The organism is Rhizobium sophoriradicis, from assembly GCF_025200795.1.
In the GTDB taxonomy this organism is placed as follows: Bacteria; Pseudomonadota; Alphaproteobacteria; order Rhizobiales; family Rhizobiaceae; genus Rhizobium; species Rhizobium sophoriradicis.
On the sequence record NZ_CP104152.1, the window covers coordinates 3,097,195 to 3,113,645 of the forward strand.

Annotated in this window: 16 protein-coding genes; 10 read left to right on the forward strand and 6 right to left on the reverse strand. The window is 61.7% G+C overall.

Features of this window, described 5'->3' with window-relative positions; all coding sequences use genetic code 11:
• Positions 1-48 precede the first annotated feature (48 nt).
• Positions 49-750, reverse strand: a complete 702-nt coding sequence (gene ung / locus N2597_RS15355) for a uracil-DNA glycosylase (RefSeq protein ID WP_183598391.1) — start codon at positions 748-750, stop codon at positions 49-51.
• A gap of 226 nt (positions 751-976) precedes the next feature.
• Between ung and N2597_RS15360 the strand changes: the two genes are divergently transcribed.
• The 3 genes from N2597_RS15360 (at position 977) to N2597_RS15370 (ending at position 4,309) form a co-directional block, all read left to right on the forward strand.
• Positions 977-2,401 carry a phosphomannomutase gene (locus N2597_RS15360; RefSeq protein ID WP_086156342.1) on the forward strand — a complete coding sequence of 475 codons (1,425 nt, stop codon included), beginning with the start codon at positions 977-979 and terminating at the stop codon, positions 2,399-2,401.
• Positions 2,402-2,440: 39 nt separating this feature from the next.
• The gene (locus N2597_RS15365) at positions 2,441-3,868 is read left to right on the forward strand and encodes a mannose-1-phosphate guanylyltransferase/mannose-6-phosphate isomerase (RefSeq protein WP_010059780.1); all 1,428 of its coding nucleotides are present in this window, start codon (positions 2,441-2,443) and stop codon (positions 3,866-3,868) included.
• 135 nt (positions 3,869-4,003) lie between these two features.
• Complete coding sequence (locus N2597_RS15370; RefSeq protein ID WP_010059782.1) at positions 4,004-4,309, forward strand: hypothetical protein; 306 nt, start codon at positions 4,004-4,006, stop codon at positions 4,307-4,309.
• Positions 4,310-4,322: 13 nt separating this feature from the next.
• On the opposite strand, the gene N2597_RS15375 is transcribed toward N2597_RS15370, so the two are convergent.
• Entirely contained in the window at positions 4,323-5,273 is a 951-nt protein-coding gene (locus N2597_RS15375; RefSeq protein ID WP_183598393.1) for an endonuclease/exonuclease/phosphatase family protein, read from the reverse strand.
• Between the two features lie 273 nt (positions 5,274-5,546).
• On the opposite strand from N2597_RS15375, the gene N2597_RS15380 reads away from it, so the two are divergent.
• A complete protein-coding gene (locus N2597_RS15380) occupies positions 5,547-6,563 on the forward strand; it encodes an NAD-dependent epimerase (protein ID WP_183598395.1) in 1,017 nt (338 codons plus the stop codon).
• 29 nt (positions 6,564-6,592) lie between these two features.
• On the opposite strand, the gene N2597_RS15385 is transcribed toward N2597_RS15380, so the two are convergent.
• Complete coding sequence (locus N2597_RS15385) at positions 6,593-6,907, reverse strand: hypothetical protein (RefSeq protein WP_183598397.1); 315 nt, start codon at positions 6,905-6,907, stop codon at positions 6,593-6,595.
• 807 nt (positions 6,908-7,714) lie between these two features.
• On the opposite strand from N2597_RS15385, the gene N2597_RS15390 reads away from it, so the two are divergent.
• From N2597_RS15390 to N2597_RS15415, 6 genes are all read left to right on the forward strand, one after another.
• Positions 7,715-8,419: a CerR family C-terminal domain-containing protein gene (locus tag N2597_RS15390; protein ID WP_183598399.1), complete on the forward strand. Its 705-nt coding sequence runs from the start codon at positions 7,715-7,717 to the stop codon at positions 8,417-8,419.
• Positions 8,416-9,429 carry a secretion protein HlyD gene (gene hlyD, locus N2597_RS15395; RefSeq protein ID WP_183598401.1) on the forward strand — a complete coding sequence of 338 codons (1,014 nt, stop codon included), beginning with the start codon at positions 8,416-8,418 and terminating at the stop codon, positions 9,427-9,429. Before N2597_RS15390 ends, hlyD begins: the two co-directional genes overlap by 4 nt.
• On the forward strand, positions 9,426-11,171 hold the full coding sequence (locus N2597_RS15400) for an ATP-binding cassette domain-containing protein (RefSeq protein WP_183598403.1): 1,746 nt from the start codon (positions 9,426-9,428) through the stop codon (positions 11,169-11,171). Before hlyD ends, N2597_RS15400 begins: the two co-directional genes overlap by 4 nt.
• Positions 11,168-12,295 (forward strand): ABC transporter permease, encoded by a 1,128-nt coding sequence (locus tag N2597_RS15405; RefSeq protein ID WP_077990092.1) that lies wholly within the window; start codon positions 11,168-11,170, stop codon positions 12,293-12,295. Before N2597_RS15400 ends, N2597_RS15405 begins: the two co-directional genes overlap by 4 nt.
• A gap of 1 nt (position 12,296) precedes the next feature.
• Positions 12,297-13,409, forward strand: a complete 1,113-nt coding sequence (locus tag N2597_RS15410; RefSeq protein ID WP_077990091.1) for an ABC transporter permease — start codon at positions 12,297-12,299, stop codon at positions 13,407-13,409.
• A 117-nt stretch (positions 13,410-13,526) separates the two neighbouring features.
• On the forward strand, positions 13,527-13,922 hold the full coding sequence (locus tag N2597_RS15415; RefSeq protein WP_009984915.1) for a DUF1236 domain-containing protein: 396 nt from the start codon (positions 13,527-13,529) through the stop codon (positions 13,920-13,922).
• Positions 13,923-14,035: 113 nt separating this feature from the next.
• Here N2597_RS15415 and N2597_RS15420 read toward each other — a convergent pair whose 3' ends face one another.
• The 3 genes from N2597_RS15420 to N2597_RS15430 are packed head-to-tail and all read right to left on the reverse strand — an operon-like array spanning position 14,036 to position 16,352.
• On the reverse strand, positions 14,036-14,473 hold the full coding sequence (locus N2597_RS15420) for an EamA family transporter (RefSeq protein WP_183598405.1): 438 nt from the start codon (positions 14,471-14,473) through the stop codon (positions 14,036-14,038).
• Positions 14,474-14,513: 40 nt separating this feature from the next.
• A complete protein-coding gene (locus N2597_RS15425; protein ID WP_183598407.1) occupies positions 14,514-15,557 on the reverse strand; it encodes a Gfo/Idh/MocA family protein in 1,044 nt (347 codons plus the stop codon).
• A gap of 9 nt (positions 15,558-15,566) precedes the next feature.
• Positions 15,567-16,352 carry a ThuA domain-containing protein gene (locus N2597_RS15430; RefSeq protein WP_183598409.1) on the reverse strand — a complete coding sequence of 262 codons (786 nt, stop codon included), beginning with the start codon at positions 16,350-16,352 and terminating at the stop codon, positions 15,567-15,569.
• Positions 16,353-16,451 lie beyond the last annotated feature (99 nt).

Genomic DNA, 16,451 nt, shown 5'->3' on the forward strand with positions numbered 1-16,451 from the left:
AAAACGCATTGTCTCCTTTTTGTGAACGCCGATCCATGCGCGTTCACTTTAAGAACCATGAGGATCGACCGGCAGCTGCCACTCGATCGGCGCGCGCCCGCGCGACTTCAGGAAGGCATTCGCCTTGGAAAAATGCTTGCAGCCGAAAAAGCCATTATGGGCTGAAAGCGGCGACGGATGCGGCGCTTTGAGCACCATATGCCGCGCGGTATCAACAAAGGCAGCCTTGCGCTGGGCATAAGAACCCCAGAGCATGAAGACGACGGCTTCGCATTCGTCGTTGACCTTGCCGATGACGGCGTCGGTGAATCGCTCCCAACCCTTGCCCTGATGGGCAGCCGCCTGCCCTTCCTCGACCGTCAGTACGCTGTTCAGCAGGAGCACGCCCTGCCGCGCCCAATGCTCGAGAAAACCGTGACGCGCTGGCGCTATACCGAGATCCGTCTCCATCTCCTTGTAGATATTGACGAGCGAGGGCGGTATGCGCACACCGGGCCGGACACTGAAACATAATCCATGCGCCTGCCCTAGCCCGTGATAGGGATCCTGACCGAGGATGACGGCCTTAACGTTGGCGATCGGTGTCAGATCAAGCGCTCGGAAATATTCGCTGCCTTTGGGAAATATCCGTTTTCCGACCTGCTTCTGCGCGACCAAAAAAGATTTGAGCTGCTGCATGTACGGGCTTGAGAACTCCCCCTCGAGGACAGACTTCCAGCTCTCCTCGAGACTGACGGATGTATCGCTCATCAGCAAACCTTCGACATGGGACAAAACGACGGACATACGGTTCTAACAAAATAGGCTGAAGCCGCAATGCCTGTCGGCCTCGCGGCCCCTTCGAAACCTGGCGAGTGGGCGCAAACCTTATTGGTGACTCCATCGTCCGTGTTTAACTATAAGCCTGCTTCGGTATTTACGCCGGCTGGTGGGCTGAGTAGAACTTTGATCGTGACAATCGGAGCTTGTCTTCAAAATGAAATTCGGCACGAGCGGCCTTCGCGGACTTTCAGTCGATCTCAAGGGACGGGCATCCGCCCTCTACGCTACCGCGTTCGGCAAATATCTGCTGGAGACCGGCAAGGCACGGGCCGGCGACATCATTCTAATCGGACGTGACTTTCGCGATTCGAGCCCTGAAATCTCGGCGAATTGTGCCGGTGCGCTGACGGCACTCGGATTCCGTGTGTTCGACTGCGGCAATGTGCCGACGCCGGCCCTCGCGCTTTATGGCCTCGAAAGCAAGGCCGCCTGCCTGATGGTCACGGGCTCGCATATCCCAGCGGACCGCAACGGCATCAAATTCTATCGCCCGGACGGCGAGATCGACAAATCGGACGAGGCCGCGATCACCGCACAGGCAGCCGAGATCGAACGAAGCGGCAAAGCACTGGTCGAGGCGCCGGCCAAGATGGAAGATCATGAGGCGATCTGCCGGCAGCTGTTTTTCGAACGCAATACGGCCCTGCTTCCGCAAGGTGCGCTATCCGGGCTGAAGATCGGCGTCTACCAGCACAGTACGGTGGCTCGCGACCTGCTGATCGAAGTTCTCGCCCACTACGGTGCCGAGATCACCGCCCTCGGGCGTTCGGAGAGTTTCATACCGGTCGACACCGAAGCCGTTTCCGACGAGACGATCGCGCTGATGAGGCGCTGGGTCTCCGAGCATAAATTCGATGCAATCGTTTCGACCGACGGCGACGGCGACCGCCCCCTGGTCGCGGACGAAACCGGCACGCCCCTGCGCGGCGACCTTCTCGGCCTTGTCGCAGCCAACTTCTTGCGAGCCCGCACTGTGGTGACACCCGTGACCTCCAATTCCGGCATCGAGGCCGCCGGCACTTTCACCGTCAGGCGCACGCGTGTCGGCTCGCCCTTCGTCATATCAGGCATGGAAGAGGCGGTGGCAGCCGGCGAGGATAACGTCATGGGCTTTGAAGCCAATGGCGGCTTGCTGACCGCAACCACGTTCGACGTCAATGGCCGGAAACTGCGCCCGCTGCCGACGCGTGACTGTTTTATTCCCATGCTCGCAATCCTGTCGCTCGCGGCCGCTCGCAGGCAGCCGCTTTCTGCCGTTGCCGCCTCTTACAAGCTGCCGTTCGCCGCCGCCGATCGTCTGGAGAATTTCCCCGTCGAGACGAGCGCGGCTTTGATGGAACATCTGCGCGCCTCGGATGAAAATCTTGCCTCTTTCCTGCAGCCGATCGGCGCGGTAGCGACAAAATCCGACATCGATGGGCTTCGGGTGACATTGAGGGATGGCCGGATCATCCACTTCCGCCCGTCCGGCAATGCTCCCGAAATGCGCTGCTACGTGGAGGCAGGGAGTGAATCCGCGGCCCTCGACCTGCTGCACAGCGGCCTCGACAGGATAAGAGGCTGGGCAGCCGCCCGCTAACATGCAACGAATAAGCCGTTTATTTCAAGGAACCCGCCTATGACGCAGAAAATCGTTCCCGTGATCATGGCCGGCGGCAAAGGCACGCGCCTCTGGCCGCTTTCCCGCGCCACCGCGCCGAAACAATTCATCCAGTTCGTAGGCGACAAGACGCTGTTTCAGGATACGCTCGAACGCGTTTCCGATCCCGAGCTCTATGAAGCCCCGATCATCGTCACAAATGAAGACTTCCGCTTTCTGGTCGCCGAGCAGGCACGCGAGCTCGCCCGTCCGCTCGCCGCCGTCCTGCTCGAACCGGTTGCCCGCAATACTGCCGCGGCGGTCGCGGCCGCAGCAACGCTGGCCGCCGACCTTTTCGGCAAGAATGCCATCATCCAGATGCTCGCTTCCGATCACGAGATTCTTGCCGATAAGAGCTATTTCGACTGTATCCGCATCGCCCGCGAGGCGGCTGCCGACGGCAGGCTTGTCACCTTCGGGATCAACCCGACCGAACCGGCGACGGGTTACGGCTATATCGAGATCGGCGACGCGCTGGAGAACGGCGCTCACAAGGTGAGCCGCTTCGTCGAGAAACCGGCGCTGGAAGAAGCCCAGCGGATGCTCGCCGACGGCGGCTTTTACTGGAATTCGGGGATCTTCATGTTCCCGGTAACGGAACTTCTTGCCGAACTTCAGGAATATGCACCGGAGGTGCTCAAAGCCGCAAGCAAGGCTGTTTCCAAGGCAAGCCGCGACCTCGACTTCACCCGACTCGATGCCGACCATTTCGCCAAGAGCCCTGACATATCGATCGATTATGCGATCATGGAAAAGACCTCGAAGGCCGCCGTCGTTCCCTCGCCGTTCCGGTGGTCCGATATGGGCAGCTGGGATGCCGTGTGGAAATCGGGAAAACGCGACGATAACGGCAATGTCGCGGCGGCGAATACGACTGTGGTCAATACCCGCAATTCACTGGTCATGACCCATGGCGTGCATCTTGCCGTCCAGGGCATGGAGGATGTCGCCGTCATCGCCAGCGAGGACGCCGTCTATGTCGGACGGCTCAAGGACAGCCAGAATGTCGGACAATTGGTCAAGATGCTGGCTTCCTCTTCGGCGACAGCGAAGTTCACCGAAACGCATCCGACGTCCTACCGCCCCTGGGGCGGCTATACCTCCATCTTCAACGGCGACCGCTTTCAGGTGAAGCGCATCTTCGTCACGCCCGGCAAGAAGCTTTCGCTGCAAAAACACCACCACCGCTCCGAACACTGGGTCGTCGTCAAAGGAACGGCCGAAGTGACGGTTGGTGAGAATGTGCGCATGCTGCGCGAGAACGAAAGCGTCTACATTCCGCTCGGCGAAGTCCATCGTCTCGCCAATCCCGGCAAAATCCTCCTCGAACTCATCGAGGTACAGACGGGCTCCTATCTCGGCGAGGATGACATCATCCGCATCGTCGACGAGTTCGGAAGAACGTGAGGCAGGCTTCGGAACGGCCGGCGGGCTCAAGACAACTCGCCGCCGGTTCCGTCCCGATCAGCATTGCTGTTGAATTTCCTCTCGGGATTCTCGTAGAATGAGGGCGCCGACAGACATGACCGGAGATATCCCCTGATGCGTATACTGCCCGCCCTCGCAGGATTTCTGTCACTCATGTTGCCGGCCATGGCGTCCGCCCAGACAGCGAATATGCGCGTTGCAAGCGAGGCCGAAATTCGCCAGCACCTGCCCGGCACGGCGGAGCTAAAAGAAAGCAGCAACGGCTACGAATATCGCGAGGGCAACGAGAATGGCTACAAGATAGAAAACGGCCAGGTCTGCGTTCTGTTTCCCAATAAGTCGAAGGATTGCGTCAGCGTGAAAACCGATGGCAAGACCTTCCAGATGATCGACCGGAAAGGCGGCCGAACGCGATTCTGACTTGCCGCATGCGTCACCTCACCGGTGACGTTTCCTGGTCGAGAGCGAATTCGGCGATCAGACCGGAATGGTTCGAGCCGAGATTGTCGTCGAGACGTTTGAGCGAGATCAGGCGAAGCGGCGCCCGCGCGAATATGTGGTCGATGGCGATCCCGAAGGCACCTGCTGCGATCGGCCATGTTGCCGGTTCAGGTGCAAGCGTCTTCAGTTTCTGTTCGCGGAGAAGACCCTGGATGCTGGGCGCGATGGCCGACGAATTGAAGTCGCCGGACAGCACCAGAGGGCCGGAAATCCAACCGAGCGCCTTGCCGAGGTCATCCAGTTCGCCCATCTGGTAGTCGTCGTAATAGGGTTTCGACAGATGCGCCGACACGAGATTGATGGCTTGGCCGCCGAAGTCGACGCTTGAAACGACCAACCTGTCTTTCCTGAGACTGCCAATACTTGCGACCTGCCGCATCACGAACGGCCGTTTGGACAGGACCAGCGTATCACAGCTATCTTTGCCGTTGTCGCAGCCGATATGGTAGGGATAGGCCTTGAACAATCGCTGCAGATGAAATGTCAGCGGCTTGGCTTCCAGCAAATTGACGACATCGGCGTTCGAAGCGATCACCATGTCGGCAAGGGCCGTCGAGTTTTTCCAATTGTCGATGGCGATGTTGAACGACATCAGACGGAAAAGCGGCGCGGCACCCGGCCGCTGGTCATCCTGTGCAAATTCGCGCAGCATGACGAAACCGTGAGCGGTGAGAAAAAGCGAGGCGAGCAGAAGAACCAGGCCGTAAATCTGCCTCTTGACTGCCAGAATGACGAGACCGGCGGCAACAAAGATGACCCCGAGATGAATCTGAAAGCTGTAGACAAAGGACAACAGCCAGAAGTTCGTGACATAGCGCAGCGACACGATGGCAATGGCAAGGGTCAGAAATGCGCAGAGAATCCAATAGATTATATCTCGCATCGATCCTGATTCCGCTTGCCGACGACTGGGCGGGCATAACATGCAGGCCGGCATGTTGCAACGCAGTATGACAATCGGACGCTCATCCCGGCAGATGAGCAGTATCGATGGCATCCGCCAAGTAGGCCGCGCCGACGCCCGTGAAACCCGCATGGGCGCCGCAGTCTTCTCCCTCAAAGACCTATCGACTCGGCCTCTTTTTATCTTGTAAGGGGGGTCACGTGATACGGAATCGGCTCTTTGCCGTCGGCAGGGGGCCAAGAAAAGGTGGGAATGCGCTACTTCATTACAGGGACGGCCGGTTTCATCGGTTTTCATCTGGCCAGGCGCCTGCTGCAGGAGGGGCATGAGGTAACGGGCTTCGACGGCCTCACTCCCTATTACAACGTCAAGCTCAAGGAGATGCGCCATGCGGCCCTCTCCCAGTTCCCGGCCTTCAAACCGGTCATCGCGATGCTCGAGGACCGGCCGGCGCTAGAGGCGGCTGTCCTCGCGGCCAAGCCCGACATCCTGATCCACCTCGCCGCACAGGCCGGCGTCCGCTACAGCCTGGAAAATCCCGAAGCATATCTACATTCGAACGTCGAAGGCTCGTGGAACATCATGGAAATCGCCCGGCGGGTCGAAGTCCGCCATCTGATGCTGGCCTCGACATCATCGATCTATGGCGCCAACGCGACCGTCCCCTTCCGCGAGACCGATCGCGCCGACGAGCCGCTGACCATTTACGCCGCGACGAAAAAATCGATGGAGCTGATGGCGCACAGCTATGCCCATCTTCACAAGATTCCGACGACGGCCTTCCGCTTCTTCACCGTCTACGGCCCATGGGGCCGGCCCGATATGGCACTGTTCAAATTCGCCAAGAACATGCTCGAGGGCCAGCCGATCGAGATCTACGGCGAAGGCAATATGAGCCGTGATTTCACCTATATCGATGATCTCGTCGAAGCGATCGTCAGATTGTCGGCAATTGCGCCCGGCGAGGAAAATCGCCTCGACGACGCGGCGGTTGAAACGCTTTCGCGCCAGGCGCCCTTCCGCGTCGTCAATATCGGCGGTGGCCAGCCGGTCAGCCTGATGGATTTCGTCGAGACGGTAGAAAAGGCACTCGGCCAGCCTGCCATTCGCCAGATGCTGGCGATGCAGAAGGGCGATGTGCCGCGCACCTTCGCCGCCCCCGATCTGCTTGTCGCGCTGACGGGCTACAAACCGGCAACGACCTTGGACGTCGGCGTCAAGGCTTTCGTCGAATGGTATCTCGATGTGCGCGGGCAACTCGACGGCTGACTTAGGTCGCTCTGGAAGATGCGACGCGCTTAACGGAGAAGCGCAGCCGCCTGCACCGCCTCTAAAGCCTTCGAAACCATATAGTCGACGACGACCGTCAGGTTCTGTGCATAGGTTTTGAGTTGGTAACCTTCGCCTTCGATCGTCGCCGGACTGCGCAGAACGAAGGGTACACCCGGCCGTACGAATCCGGCGCGCGTCGTCAGCGGAACCTCGGGCGCGTGGCCGATGGCGGAGGTGTACATCAAGTCGCGTGCGAGGCTGGCGGGGCCGACGGCGAAGGCCGGCCCGGCAGCGGCACTGACGGTCAAAGTCAAGGCGATGGCGGCAAGTGTTCTATGCATGTCGAGTCCCCATTTGTGGATCGGCGGGCTTTCGCTCCGTTCGGTTCCAAACGATCGACGCGTCTGTCCACGCCTCGGCCGCTTTCATGAGACCACTCTACACGCCAGGATTTGCAGTGCTTTTAAGCGGATCGGTCAAATTTTACGAAATTTGACTTTCTCCGGCTTTCCGGGATTTGAGGACCGCACAGCGCCCCGCACCCATGGCAAACGCCTCCGCCGGCCGATACGCCGCGACCAACACGCAATGCCAATGATGTGAACGCTGGCCCGCAGTCTACAGAATGCGATCCAGCTTCTTGTTGATGTGCAAATTGGGCATCAATCCCGCACTCTGGGCAGCATGATAGGACTCTCGCGCCGCGTCGAACGAGATCGACCACATAATGGCGCTCAGCAGGAGCGCGATAATATAGATTTGGATACGCATCGCATTTGGCGATACGGAAGGAGCAAGGCAGTTTTGTGTCAAAAAATGAGCGTATAACGAGAAAAACGGCGGGATAGTCATTCCGCGGCGGACGACCCCAGACATACTAGTGTCGAAATTAGCGATGCCAGCGCTACTGTTAGCAGCCACCCCAAGCTCCCTGAGAGGTCCGGTTGCACGGGCTTCATTGCTTTTCCCTGCCGGCACATCTTGCCGATCTGAAAATCTCGACTGCCTCGAGCAGGAAAGCTCGGTCTGCCCCGCAACCTCCCCGTCCTTTACCACCGCCTCGCAGGATCCGTTCCCCTCCTGTCAAAACGCATACCGATATATATCATTCGATTGACTGATTTTTATGTTGGTGCTATATATCCGTCATGACCCCGAACAACGATACCCAAAACCCACCAACCTCCGCCCGCGCCGAGATCGCGCGCCAGAAGATGCTGACGGCCGCTCTCGACGTATTCGGGCGCTACGGTTTCGATGGTGCTTCGACCCGCCAGCTGACAGAAGCGGCCGGCGTCAACCTGCAGGCAATCCCCTATTATTTCGGCAGCAAGGAAGGCCTCTACATCGCCACGGCGGAATATCTGATGACGCGGATCGACGCCCATGTCAGCGGCATGAGGACCCGCATCGGCGCGCATCTGATGGCGCTCGACGCAGCCGGCGAGCCGCTCGGAGAAGCCCAGGCGCGCGCCTTCCTCACTGAAGTCCTACAGACCATGGTGACGCTCTTCGTTGCAAAGGAATCCGAACCCTGGGCCCGCTTTCTGATCCGCGAGCAGATGGAGCCGACCGAGGCTTTCAGGCGGGTCTATCAGGGCATCATGCGGCCGATGATTGAGATGGGCCGCCGACTCGTCGGCGCCATTCTGCGCGAGGATCCGGCGTCCGAACATGTGCGCCTGCGCACCTTCAATCTCGTCGGCAGTATCCTCATCTTCCGCTTCGCCCATGCTTCCGTGCTGGCCCAAATGGAATGGGAGACCTTCGGCCCCGAGCAGGTGGAGATCCTGCGGCGCCTGGCTGCCGAACTGGCCGAAGTCATCGGCCAGCCGAAAGGCGGTGCAGCATGAAACGCATCCTTCCCCTCGCCATCCTTATCCTTGTCGCCGGCGGCGCTGGCGCATGGTGGTACGGCCTGCCCGAGAAGCTCGGCTGGCTGCCCGAGGCCCGCCGCGAATTCGTCCTTTACGGCAATGTCGACATCCGCCAGGTCTCGCTCGGCTTTCGCGTCAGCGGCCGCCTCTCCGAGCTCCGCGTCGACGAGGGCGATGTCGTCAAAAGGGATGCGGTCCTGGCGAAGCTCGACGCCGCGCCCTATGAGTTCGCCGTCCGCTCGGGCGAGGCCAATGCCGCAGCCCTTCGCGCAACGCTCGACAAGCTGAAGGCCGGCCCGCGGCCGACCGAAATCGCCCAGGCGCGTGCCGCCTATGACGAGAGCCTCGCCGATCTTGAAAACGCCAACCTCGCCTATGAGCGCGCCCGCCAGCTTCGCCCGCAGGGCACGATTTCCGAGGCGAGCCTCGATCAGGCGACCGCCGCAAAGGCAATGGCCGCCGCCCGCTCCCAGTCCGCCAATGAGGCGTTGAAACTGCTTGAGGAAGGCTCGCGCGTCGAGGATATAGCCGCCGCCGACGCCCAACTGAAGGCCGCCGAGGCAACGCTCGCCTCGGCCCGCACCTCTCTCGCCGACACCGAGCTGCGTGCGCCGAACGATGGCATCATCCTCTCCCGGGTGCGCGAGAACGGCGCGATCGTATCGCCGGCCGATACCGTCTTCGTGCTCTCCCTGACCGAGCCCGTCTGGGTGCGCAGCTATGTCGCCGAGCCCGAACTCGGCCGCATCCATCCCGGCATGAAGGTTTCCGTCGCCTCCGATACGGCGCCGGACAAGCCCTATGAGGGAACGATCGGCTTCATCTCGCCGGTTGCCGAATTCACCCCGAAATCGGTGGAGACGCCGGAGCTCAGGACCGATCTTGTCTATCGCCTGAGGATCGTCATCGACAAGCCTGGCCCGGATCTGCGCCAGGGCATGCCGGTCACGGTGCGGCTTTCCCAGCCTGCGGCGCGCGGACAATGAGCGCCGCAGGGCCCAGGGACGACGACAGGCCATTCGTCCGGATCGATGGCGTCACCAAGCGGTTCGGCGATGCGCCTCCGGCCCTCGACGCCATCTCCGGTGTGATCGGCGGCGGTGCGATCACCGGCCTCGTCGGCCCCGATGGTGCCGGCAAGACGACATTGATCCGCCTGATGACCGGCCTGATGCTGCCGGACACAGGCAGCGTGGAAGTTCTCGGCTTCGACACCAGGAAGAATGCCGCCGGTATCCAAGCGGCGATCGGCTACATGCCGCAGCGCTTCGGCCTCTATGAGGACCTCTCGGTGCTGGAAAACCTCAATCTCTACGCCGATCTGCGCGGCTTGCCGAGGAGCGAACGCGCCGGCGTCTTCGACGAGCTGCTGACGTTCACCGACCTCAAGCGCTTCACCGGCCGGCTCGCCGGCAAGCTTTCCGGCGGCATGAAGCAGAAGCTCGGCCTTGCCTGCGCGCTGCTGAAAAAGCCGCGCCTGCTGCTGCTCGACGAGCCAGGCGTGGGCGTCGATCCGATCTCGCGCCGCGACCTCTGGAAGATGGTCGAGAACCTGACGAAGGAAGGCATCGGCGTGCTCTGGTCGACCGCCTACCTTGATGAGGCGGAGGCCTGCGACCATGTGCTGCTCCTGAACCAGGGAAAGCTGCTCTTCTCGGGAAAACCTCTGGACCTGACCGAACGCGTCGGCGACCGGGTCTTCAGGGTTTCCGGCGTCACGGGACGCCGGCGGCAGGTGCTTGCCGAACTATTACAGGCTGATGGCGTCATCGACGGCGTGATCCAGGGCGAGGCGATCCGCCTGGTGGCAGCCAAGGACAAGAGGCCCGATATCGGCAAGGCCGGTGACGGCGCATCGCTTGCCCCTGCCCCGCCCCGCTTCGAGGATGCCTTCGTCGACATGCTGGGCGGCGGTCCCGGAGGCCGCTCCCGGCTTGCCGAGGCGCAAGAACCGCTGAAGGTCGAGGGCGACCGCCCGGTGATCGAGGCCAGGAGCCTCACCAAACGCTTCGGTGATTTCACCGCCGCCGACGACATCAGCTTCGATATCCGCCGCGGCGAGATCTTCGGCCTGCTCGGCCCGAACGGCGCCGGCAAATCCACCACCTTCAAGATGCTCTGCGGCCTGTTGAAACCGACCGGCGGCGAAGGCCGCGTCGCCGGTTTCGATCTTCGCCGTGATGCCGCGGAGGCCCGCAACCAACTCGGCTACATGGCGCAGAAGTTCTCGCTCTATGGCGATCTCACCGTCATGCAGAACCTCGAATTCTTCGCCGGCGTCTACGGCCTTCGCGGCCAGCGCAGACGCGAACGCATCGCGCTGATGGCTGATATTTTCGATTTCGGCCGCCATGACCGCGAGGCAGCCAAGGATCTGCCGCTCGGCCTCAAGCAGCGGCTGGCGCTCGCCTGCGCCGTCATGCACGAGCCGCGCGCACTCTTCCTCGACGAACCGACCTCCGGCGTCGATCCGATCACCCGGCGCGAATTCTGGACCCATATCAATGCGCTCGTCGAAAAAGGCGTCACCGTCCTCGTCACCACCCATTTCATGGACGAGGCGGAATATTGCGACCGTATTTCGCTGATCTATCGCGGCCGCTCGATCGCGCTCGGCTCGCCCGATGAATTGAAGGCCCGTGTCGCGACAAAGGATGAGCCGGACCCGACGATGGAGGATGCCTTCATTGCGCTGGTGCAGCAGTCGGAAGCGGAGGACACCGCATGAGCGCCTCGTCAGGCCGGCTCCGGCGTCTTTCAGCCCTGGTGCGCAAGGAAAGCCTTCAGGCGATCCGCGATCCGAGCAGCATCCTCATCGCCTTCGTGCTGCCGCTGATCCTGCTCTTTCTCTTCGGCTACGGCGTCTCGCTCGATACCAGCCGCACCCGCATCGGCCTGGCGACCGAGGAGATGACGCCGCTGACGCAGGATCTTGCGGCCAGCTTCCGCGCCTCGCGTTATTTCGATGTGGCGATCGGCCGAGACCGGCGCCTGTTCGAGGAAGATCTCGTGATCGGCAAGGTCCGCGGCATCGTCGTCATTCCGGCCGATTTCACCACACGCTATACCGCCGGCAACCACCCCTCCATCCAGGTGATCGTCGACGGTTCCGATCCGAACACGGCCAATTTCGTGCAGAATTATGCGCAGGGTGCCGTTGCCAACTGGGAGCAGCAGCGCCAGGCGGACGTCGCCACCTCCGAAGCCACCATCGCGGTCGAGCAGCGCTTCTGGTTCAATCCGGAGCTGACCAGCCGCAATTTCCTCGTGCCGGGCTCGATCGCCATCGTCATGACGCTGGTCGGCACGCTTCTGACCTCGCTGGTCGTCGCCCGCGAATGGGAGCGCGGCACGATGGAGGCGATGATGGCGACGCCGGTAACCGCCGTCGAGCTGCTCGCCGGCAAGATCCTGCCCTATTTCCTGCTCGGCCTCACCTCGATGACGCTCTGCGTGCTGCTTGCGGTCTTTCTCTTCGGTGTGCCGTTCCGCGGTTCGGTCGCGGCCCTTTACGCCCTTTCGGCCGCCTTTCTGATACCGGCGCTCGGGCAGGGCTTGCTGATCTCGACGGCCACTAAGAACCAGTTCCTCGCCTCGCAGCTGGCGCTGATATCAGCCTTCCTGCCTGCCTTCCTGCTGTCGGGCTTCCTGTTCGAGATCAACTCCATGCCTGAGATCATCCAGTGGATCACCTTCATCGTGCCGGCGCGCTACCTTATCCCCAGCCTGCAGACCGTGTTCCTTGCCGGCGACATCTGGCCGATGTTCACCAAGGCAATCTCCGTCATGCTGACGATCGGCGCCATCATGTTCATGCTCGCCGCGCGTAGCACCCGAAAGAGGATCGGCTGAGATGGGATGGACAAGGCTTTACGCCCTCATCGTCAAGGAACTGCTCGCCGTGCTGCGCGATCCCAAGGGCCGCGCCATCCTCATTGGCCCGCCGATTGTCCAGCTTCTCGTCTTTTCCTATGCCGCCACGCTGGAAGTGCGCAATGTCGACCTCATGATCCTCAACCGCGACAGCGGCCATTGGGGCCAGGAACTGATCGAGCGCATCGACGGGTCGCCGACCTTTCGCAACATCGAATTCGCCGCCGATCAGGGCGAAGTCCGGGTGGCGATCGATAACCAGACGGTGATCGCCGCCGTCGAGATCGGCCCGGATTTTTCGCGCAATATCGAGGCGGGAACACCCGCCGATCTGCAGGTCGTGCTCGACGGCCGCCGCTCCAATGCCTCGCAGATCGTCGCGGGCTACCTCGCGCAGATCGGCGCGACCCTCGCCGCCGAGACGCCGGCGGGCAAGCGCGCCGGCACTGAGATGGTGTCGACGGTGCCCCGCAACTGGTTCAACCCGAACCTCACCTTCCAATGGTTCATGGTGCCGAACCTGATCGCCAGCATCGCGCTGCTGATCGGTCTGATCGTCACGGCCCTGTCGATCGCCCGCGAGCGCGAGCTCGGCACCTTCGACCAGCTGATGGTTTCGCCGCTGCGCATGCACGAGATCCTGATCGGCAAGCTGATCCCGCCGATGATGATCGGCCTGTTCCACATCACCGTCTATATCCTCGCCGCCGTCTTCCTGTTCGAGGTGCCGCTGCGCGGTTCGCTCTTGCTGCTTTACGGCAGCGCGATCTTCTATCTCGGCTCGGTCGCCGGCCTCGGCCTCTTCATTTCGGCACTGTCGATGACGCAGCAGCAGGCAATTCTCGGCGCCTTTCTGTTCATGGTGCCGGCCATGCTGCTTTCCGGCTTCGCAACCCCGATCGAGAACATGCCGGGCTGGCTGCAGCCGATAACCTTCATCAATCCGCTGCGCTATTTCCTGGTGATCGTCAAAGGCGTCTTCCTCAAGGATATCCCCTTGAGCGAGGTGATAAACCAGACGATCCCGCTGGCGCTGATCGCCGCCGTCACGCTCAGCGCCGCCGCGTGGCTCTTTCGCCGGCGGCTGGAATGAGGCGATTTCAGCCACCTCACAGAATGTGAACCGGGCTTCCAAAGCGTGAATCTCCTGCCGGAACATCGGCCAGGCGGCGTCGTTACCCAGACGCAACCCCAGCAAAGGAGAAGCAAAATGTACAAGATTCTACTTGTCTCCGGCGCCCTTGCGCTTTCGTCTTTCGCTACCAACGCTCTTGCTGACGGCGCTGTCACCGGTGCGGCCGGCGGCGCCATCACCGGCGCGATTGTCGGCGGCCCCGTGGGTGCTGCCGTTGGCGGCATAGCCGGCGGTGTCGCCGGCGCTGTCGTCGATCCGCCGCCGCGCGAGGTCGTCACCTACGTCCAGCAGCAGCCTGCCCCGACTGCCCGCGTGGTGGTTGAGGAGCCGATCGTCGTCGGCAAGCCGCTCCCGGCCGATGTCGTCGTCACTCCGGTGCCTGATAACCCGAAATACGCCTACACGGTCATCAACAATCAGCGCGTGATCGTCGAACCCCGCACGCACCGCGTCGTGCAGGTCATCGAATAACCAAGCGGCCGATGCCCCCTGCGGCTCGGCAACCTCCGGCCCCGCTTCGGCGGGGCTTTTTCGCGCGATGCACTTCACCGCCGAAGCTTCCTTTGCGTCAGATCGTCGATGCTTCAAGCCCTGTAGGCGATGAGCACCGCGCCCCCGGCAATCATGATGACGCCGAGCCAGTTCGGCAACGTCAGGCGCTCTCCGAGGAAAAGCACTGCAAAGACGGACACGAAGACGACGGACAGCTTGTCGATCGGCGCAACACGGGCAGCATCGCCGAGCTTCAGAGCCCGGAAATAGCAAATCCAGGATGCGCCGGTGGCAAGGCCCGAAAGCACCAGGAAGAACCAGCTCCTGCTCGACACCGAGGATGGCTCCTGCCAATTGCCGGTCACATAGATCATCACGCCCGCCGCCAGCAGGATGACGATGGTGCGAATGAAGGTCGCGAAGTCGGAATTCACGTTCTCGACGCCGACCTTGGCGAAAATCGCGGTGAGCGCCGCAAAGCCGGCGGAAAGAAGCGCCCAAAGCGGCCAGCTTGGGAGAAGGTTTTTCATGCAGCTTGTCCCCGCCCCTCAGGCTCTTTCTCCAGCAGGATCAGACCTTCAGCTCGCGCCGCTCGCGCTCGCTCACCATGGCGAGGTCGAGAACCTTCTGGAGGTTGGCGGCGTGGCGGAAATTGGGATCAGGCTGAATGCCGCTTGCCACCGCCTCGGCGAACCGCTGGTAGTTGGTCGGCACCGGAGTCACCTCGATTTCCCGCCAGGTGGCGGTCTCGGCATCCTCGCCGAGGCAGCCGCGCAATTCGGAACCGCCGGGGCGATGAATGACCTCGAGGCTGCCCTTTTCGCCATAGATGCGCAGCTTCAGCTCGTTCAGATGGCCCGTCGCCCAGCGGCTGGCATGGATGACGCCGAGCGCGCCGTTGGCGAAATCGACCGACATGGTGAAGCTGTCATTGGCGTCGAGCATATATTCGCCGATCTGGCCGCCGGGCGCCTTGTTGAAGGTCTTCAGCCGCGCAAAGACATGGTCGATGTCGGTCGCGGCGCCATAGGCGGCGAAATCGAGGATGTGGATGCCGACATCGCCGAGCACGCCATTCGAGCCGTGGCCGGTGGAAAGCCGCCACAGCCAGGTCGATTCCGTGCGCCAGTCGCCCCAGGCACGCGAGACCAGCCAGCTCTGCAGGTAGGAGGCCTCGACATGCTTGATCGTGCCGAGTTCGCCGGCGAGCACCATCTCGCGGGCGCGCTGCAGCGGCGCGACATTGCGATAGGTGAGGTTAACCATGTTGATGACGCCGGCTTTTTCGGCCGCTTCCGTCATCTCCAGCGCCTTCGGATAGTTTTCCGCCAGCGGTTTCTCGCAGAACACATGTTTGCCGGAAGCGATCAGCGCCAGCGTGGTCGGGTGATGGATGCGATCGGGCGTAATGTTCGTCGCCGCATCGAATTCGCCCCAGTCGATCGCCTCGTCCAGCGACAGAAACCGCCTTTCGATGCCGAACTTGTCGGCGAAGGCGGAAAGCCGGTCGGGATCGGTGTCGACGGCGCCGACAACAGTCACGCCGTCGATTTTGCTGAAGTGGGTGAGCTGGTTTTTCGCCATCACGCCGGTGCCAAGAACGAGTAGTCGCATGGATGCTCCTCAGCGGTAACCGGCTTCGCCGGCCTGGTGCAATTTCGGGCCGCGTTCGACGATCGGCTCCAGCGCCTTTTCTACAGGCACATTTGGAGCGTCGGTAATACCAGTTAACGCAGCTTGCGGGTTATACGCCCACTTGACGCCGTTGATCAGCACCTTCTGGACGGTGGCGTCGTGATAGGTCGGATAGGTCTCGTGGCCGGGGCGGAAATAGAAGATGTTGCCGGCGCCGCGCCGCCAGGTGAGGCCGGAGCGGAACACTTCCCCACCCTGGAACCAGGAGATGAACACCGTTTCCAACGGCTCCGGCACCGAGAACTGCTCGCCGTACATTTCCTCGTTCTCGAGCTCGAAATGCTCGCCGATACCGGCGGCGATCGGATGGCGTGGATTGATCGTCCACAGCCGCTCGCGTTCGCCCGCCTCGCGCCACTTCAGCGCGCAGGGCGTACCCATCAGCCGCTTGAAGATCTTGGAGAAATGGCCGGAATGCAGCACGAGCAGGCCCATGCCTTCCCAGACGCGCTTGGCGACACGCTCAACAACGATGTCGGAGACCGCACCGTGATCCTTGTGCCCCCACCAGGTCAGCACATCGGTTTCGGCAAGCCGGGCTTCGCTCAACCCATGTTCCGGCTCCTGCAGCGTCGCCGTGGTCGCGGAGATCGCGGGATCGGCATTCAGCGCATTGGCGATTGTCGTGTGCATGCCCTCGGGATAGATGCCGCGGACGATCTCATTGGTATTCTCGTGGATGTTTTCACCCCAGACGACGGTGCGAATGGCCATGGTGTGCTCCTGTAGAGTGGAAGTCTCGATAGGCGGGAAGGCATTGATCCAAAGCGCTTTGGAGAACTGCGCTGTGTTCGCCTCGCTCTCCACCACGTC

Excerpts from the sequence above, each read along its gene's own strand:
- ung (WP_183598391.1), bottom strand. The coding sequence starts at position 750 with ATGAGCGATACATCCGTCAGTCTCGAGGAGAGCTGGAAGTCTGTCCTC.
- N2597_RS15360 (WP_086156342.1), top strand. The coding sequence starts at position 977 with ATGAAATTCGGCACGAGCGGCCTTCGCGGACTTTCAGTCGATCTCAAG.
- N2597_RS15365 (WP_010059780.1), top strand. The coding sequence starts at position 2,441 with ATGACGCAGAAAATCGTTCCCGTGATCATGGCCGGCGGCAAAGGCACG.
- N2597_RS15370 (WP_010059782.1), top strand. The coding sequence starts at position 4,004 with ATGCGTATACTGCCCGCCCTCGCAGGATTTCTGTCACTCATGTTGCCG.
- N2597_RS15375 (WP_183598393.1), bottom strand. The coding sequence starts at position 5,273 with ATGCGAGATATAATCTATTGGATTCTCTGCGCATTTCTGACCCTTGCC.
- N2597_RS15380 (WP_183598395.1), top strand. The coding sequence starts at position 5,547 with ATGCGCTACTTCATTACAGGGACGGCCGGTTTCATCGGTTTTCATCTG.
- N2597_RS15385 (WP_183598397.1), bottom strand. The coding sequence starts at position 6,907 with ATGCATAGAACACTTGCCGCCATCGCCTTGACTTTGACCGTCAGTGCC.
- N2597_RS15390 (WP_183598399.1), top strand. The coding sequence starts at position 7,715 with ATGACCCCGAACAACGATACCCAAAACCCACCAACCTCCGCCCGCGCC.
- hlyD (WP_183598401.1), top strand. The coding sequence starts at position 8,416 with ATGAAACGCATCCTTCCCCTCGCCATCCTTATCCTTGTCGCCGGCGGC.
- N2597_RS15400 (WP_183598403.1), top strand. The coding sequence starts at position 9,426 with ATGAGCGCCGCAGGGCCCAGGGACGACGACAGGCCATTCGTCCGGATC.
- N2597_RS15405 (WP_077990092.1), top strand. The coding sequence starts at position 11,168 with ATGAGCGCCTCGTCAGGCCGGCTCCGGCGTCTTTCAGCCCTGGTGCGC.
- N2597_RS15410 (WP_077990091.1), top strand. The coding sequence starts at position 12,297 with ATGGGATGGACAAGGCTTTACGCCCTCATCGTCAAGGAACTGCTCGCC.
- N2597_RS15415 (WP_009984915.1), top strand. The coding sequence starts at position 13,527 with ATGTACAAGATTCTACTTGTCTCCGGCGCCCTTGCGCTTTCGTCTTTC.
- N2597_RS15420 (WP_183598405.1), bottom strand. The coding sequence starts at position 14,473 with ATGAAAAACCTTCTCCCAAGCTGGCCGCTTTGGGCGCTTCTTTCCGCC.
- N2597_RS15425 (WP_183598407.1), bottom strand. The coding sequence starts at position 15,557 with ATGCGACTACTCGTTCTTGGCACCGGCGTGATGGCGAAAAACCAGCTC.
- N2597_RS15430 (WP_183598409.1), bottom strand. The coding sequence starts at position 16,352 with ATGGCCATTCGCACCGTCGTCTGGGGTGAAAACATCCACGAGAATACC.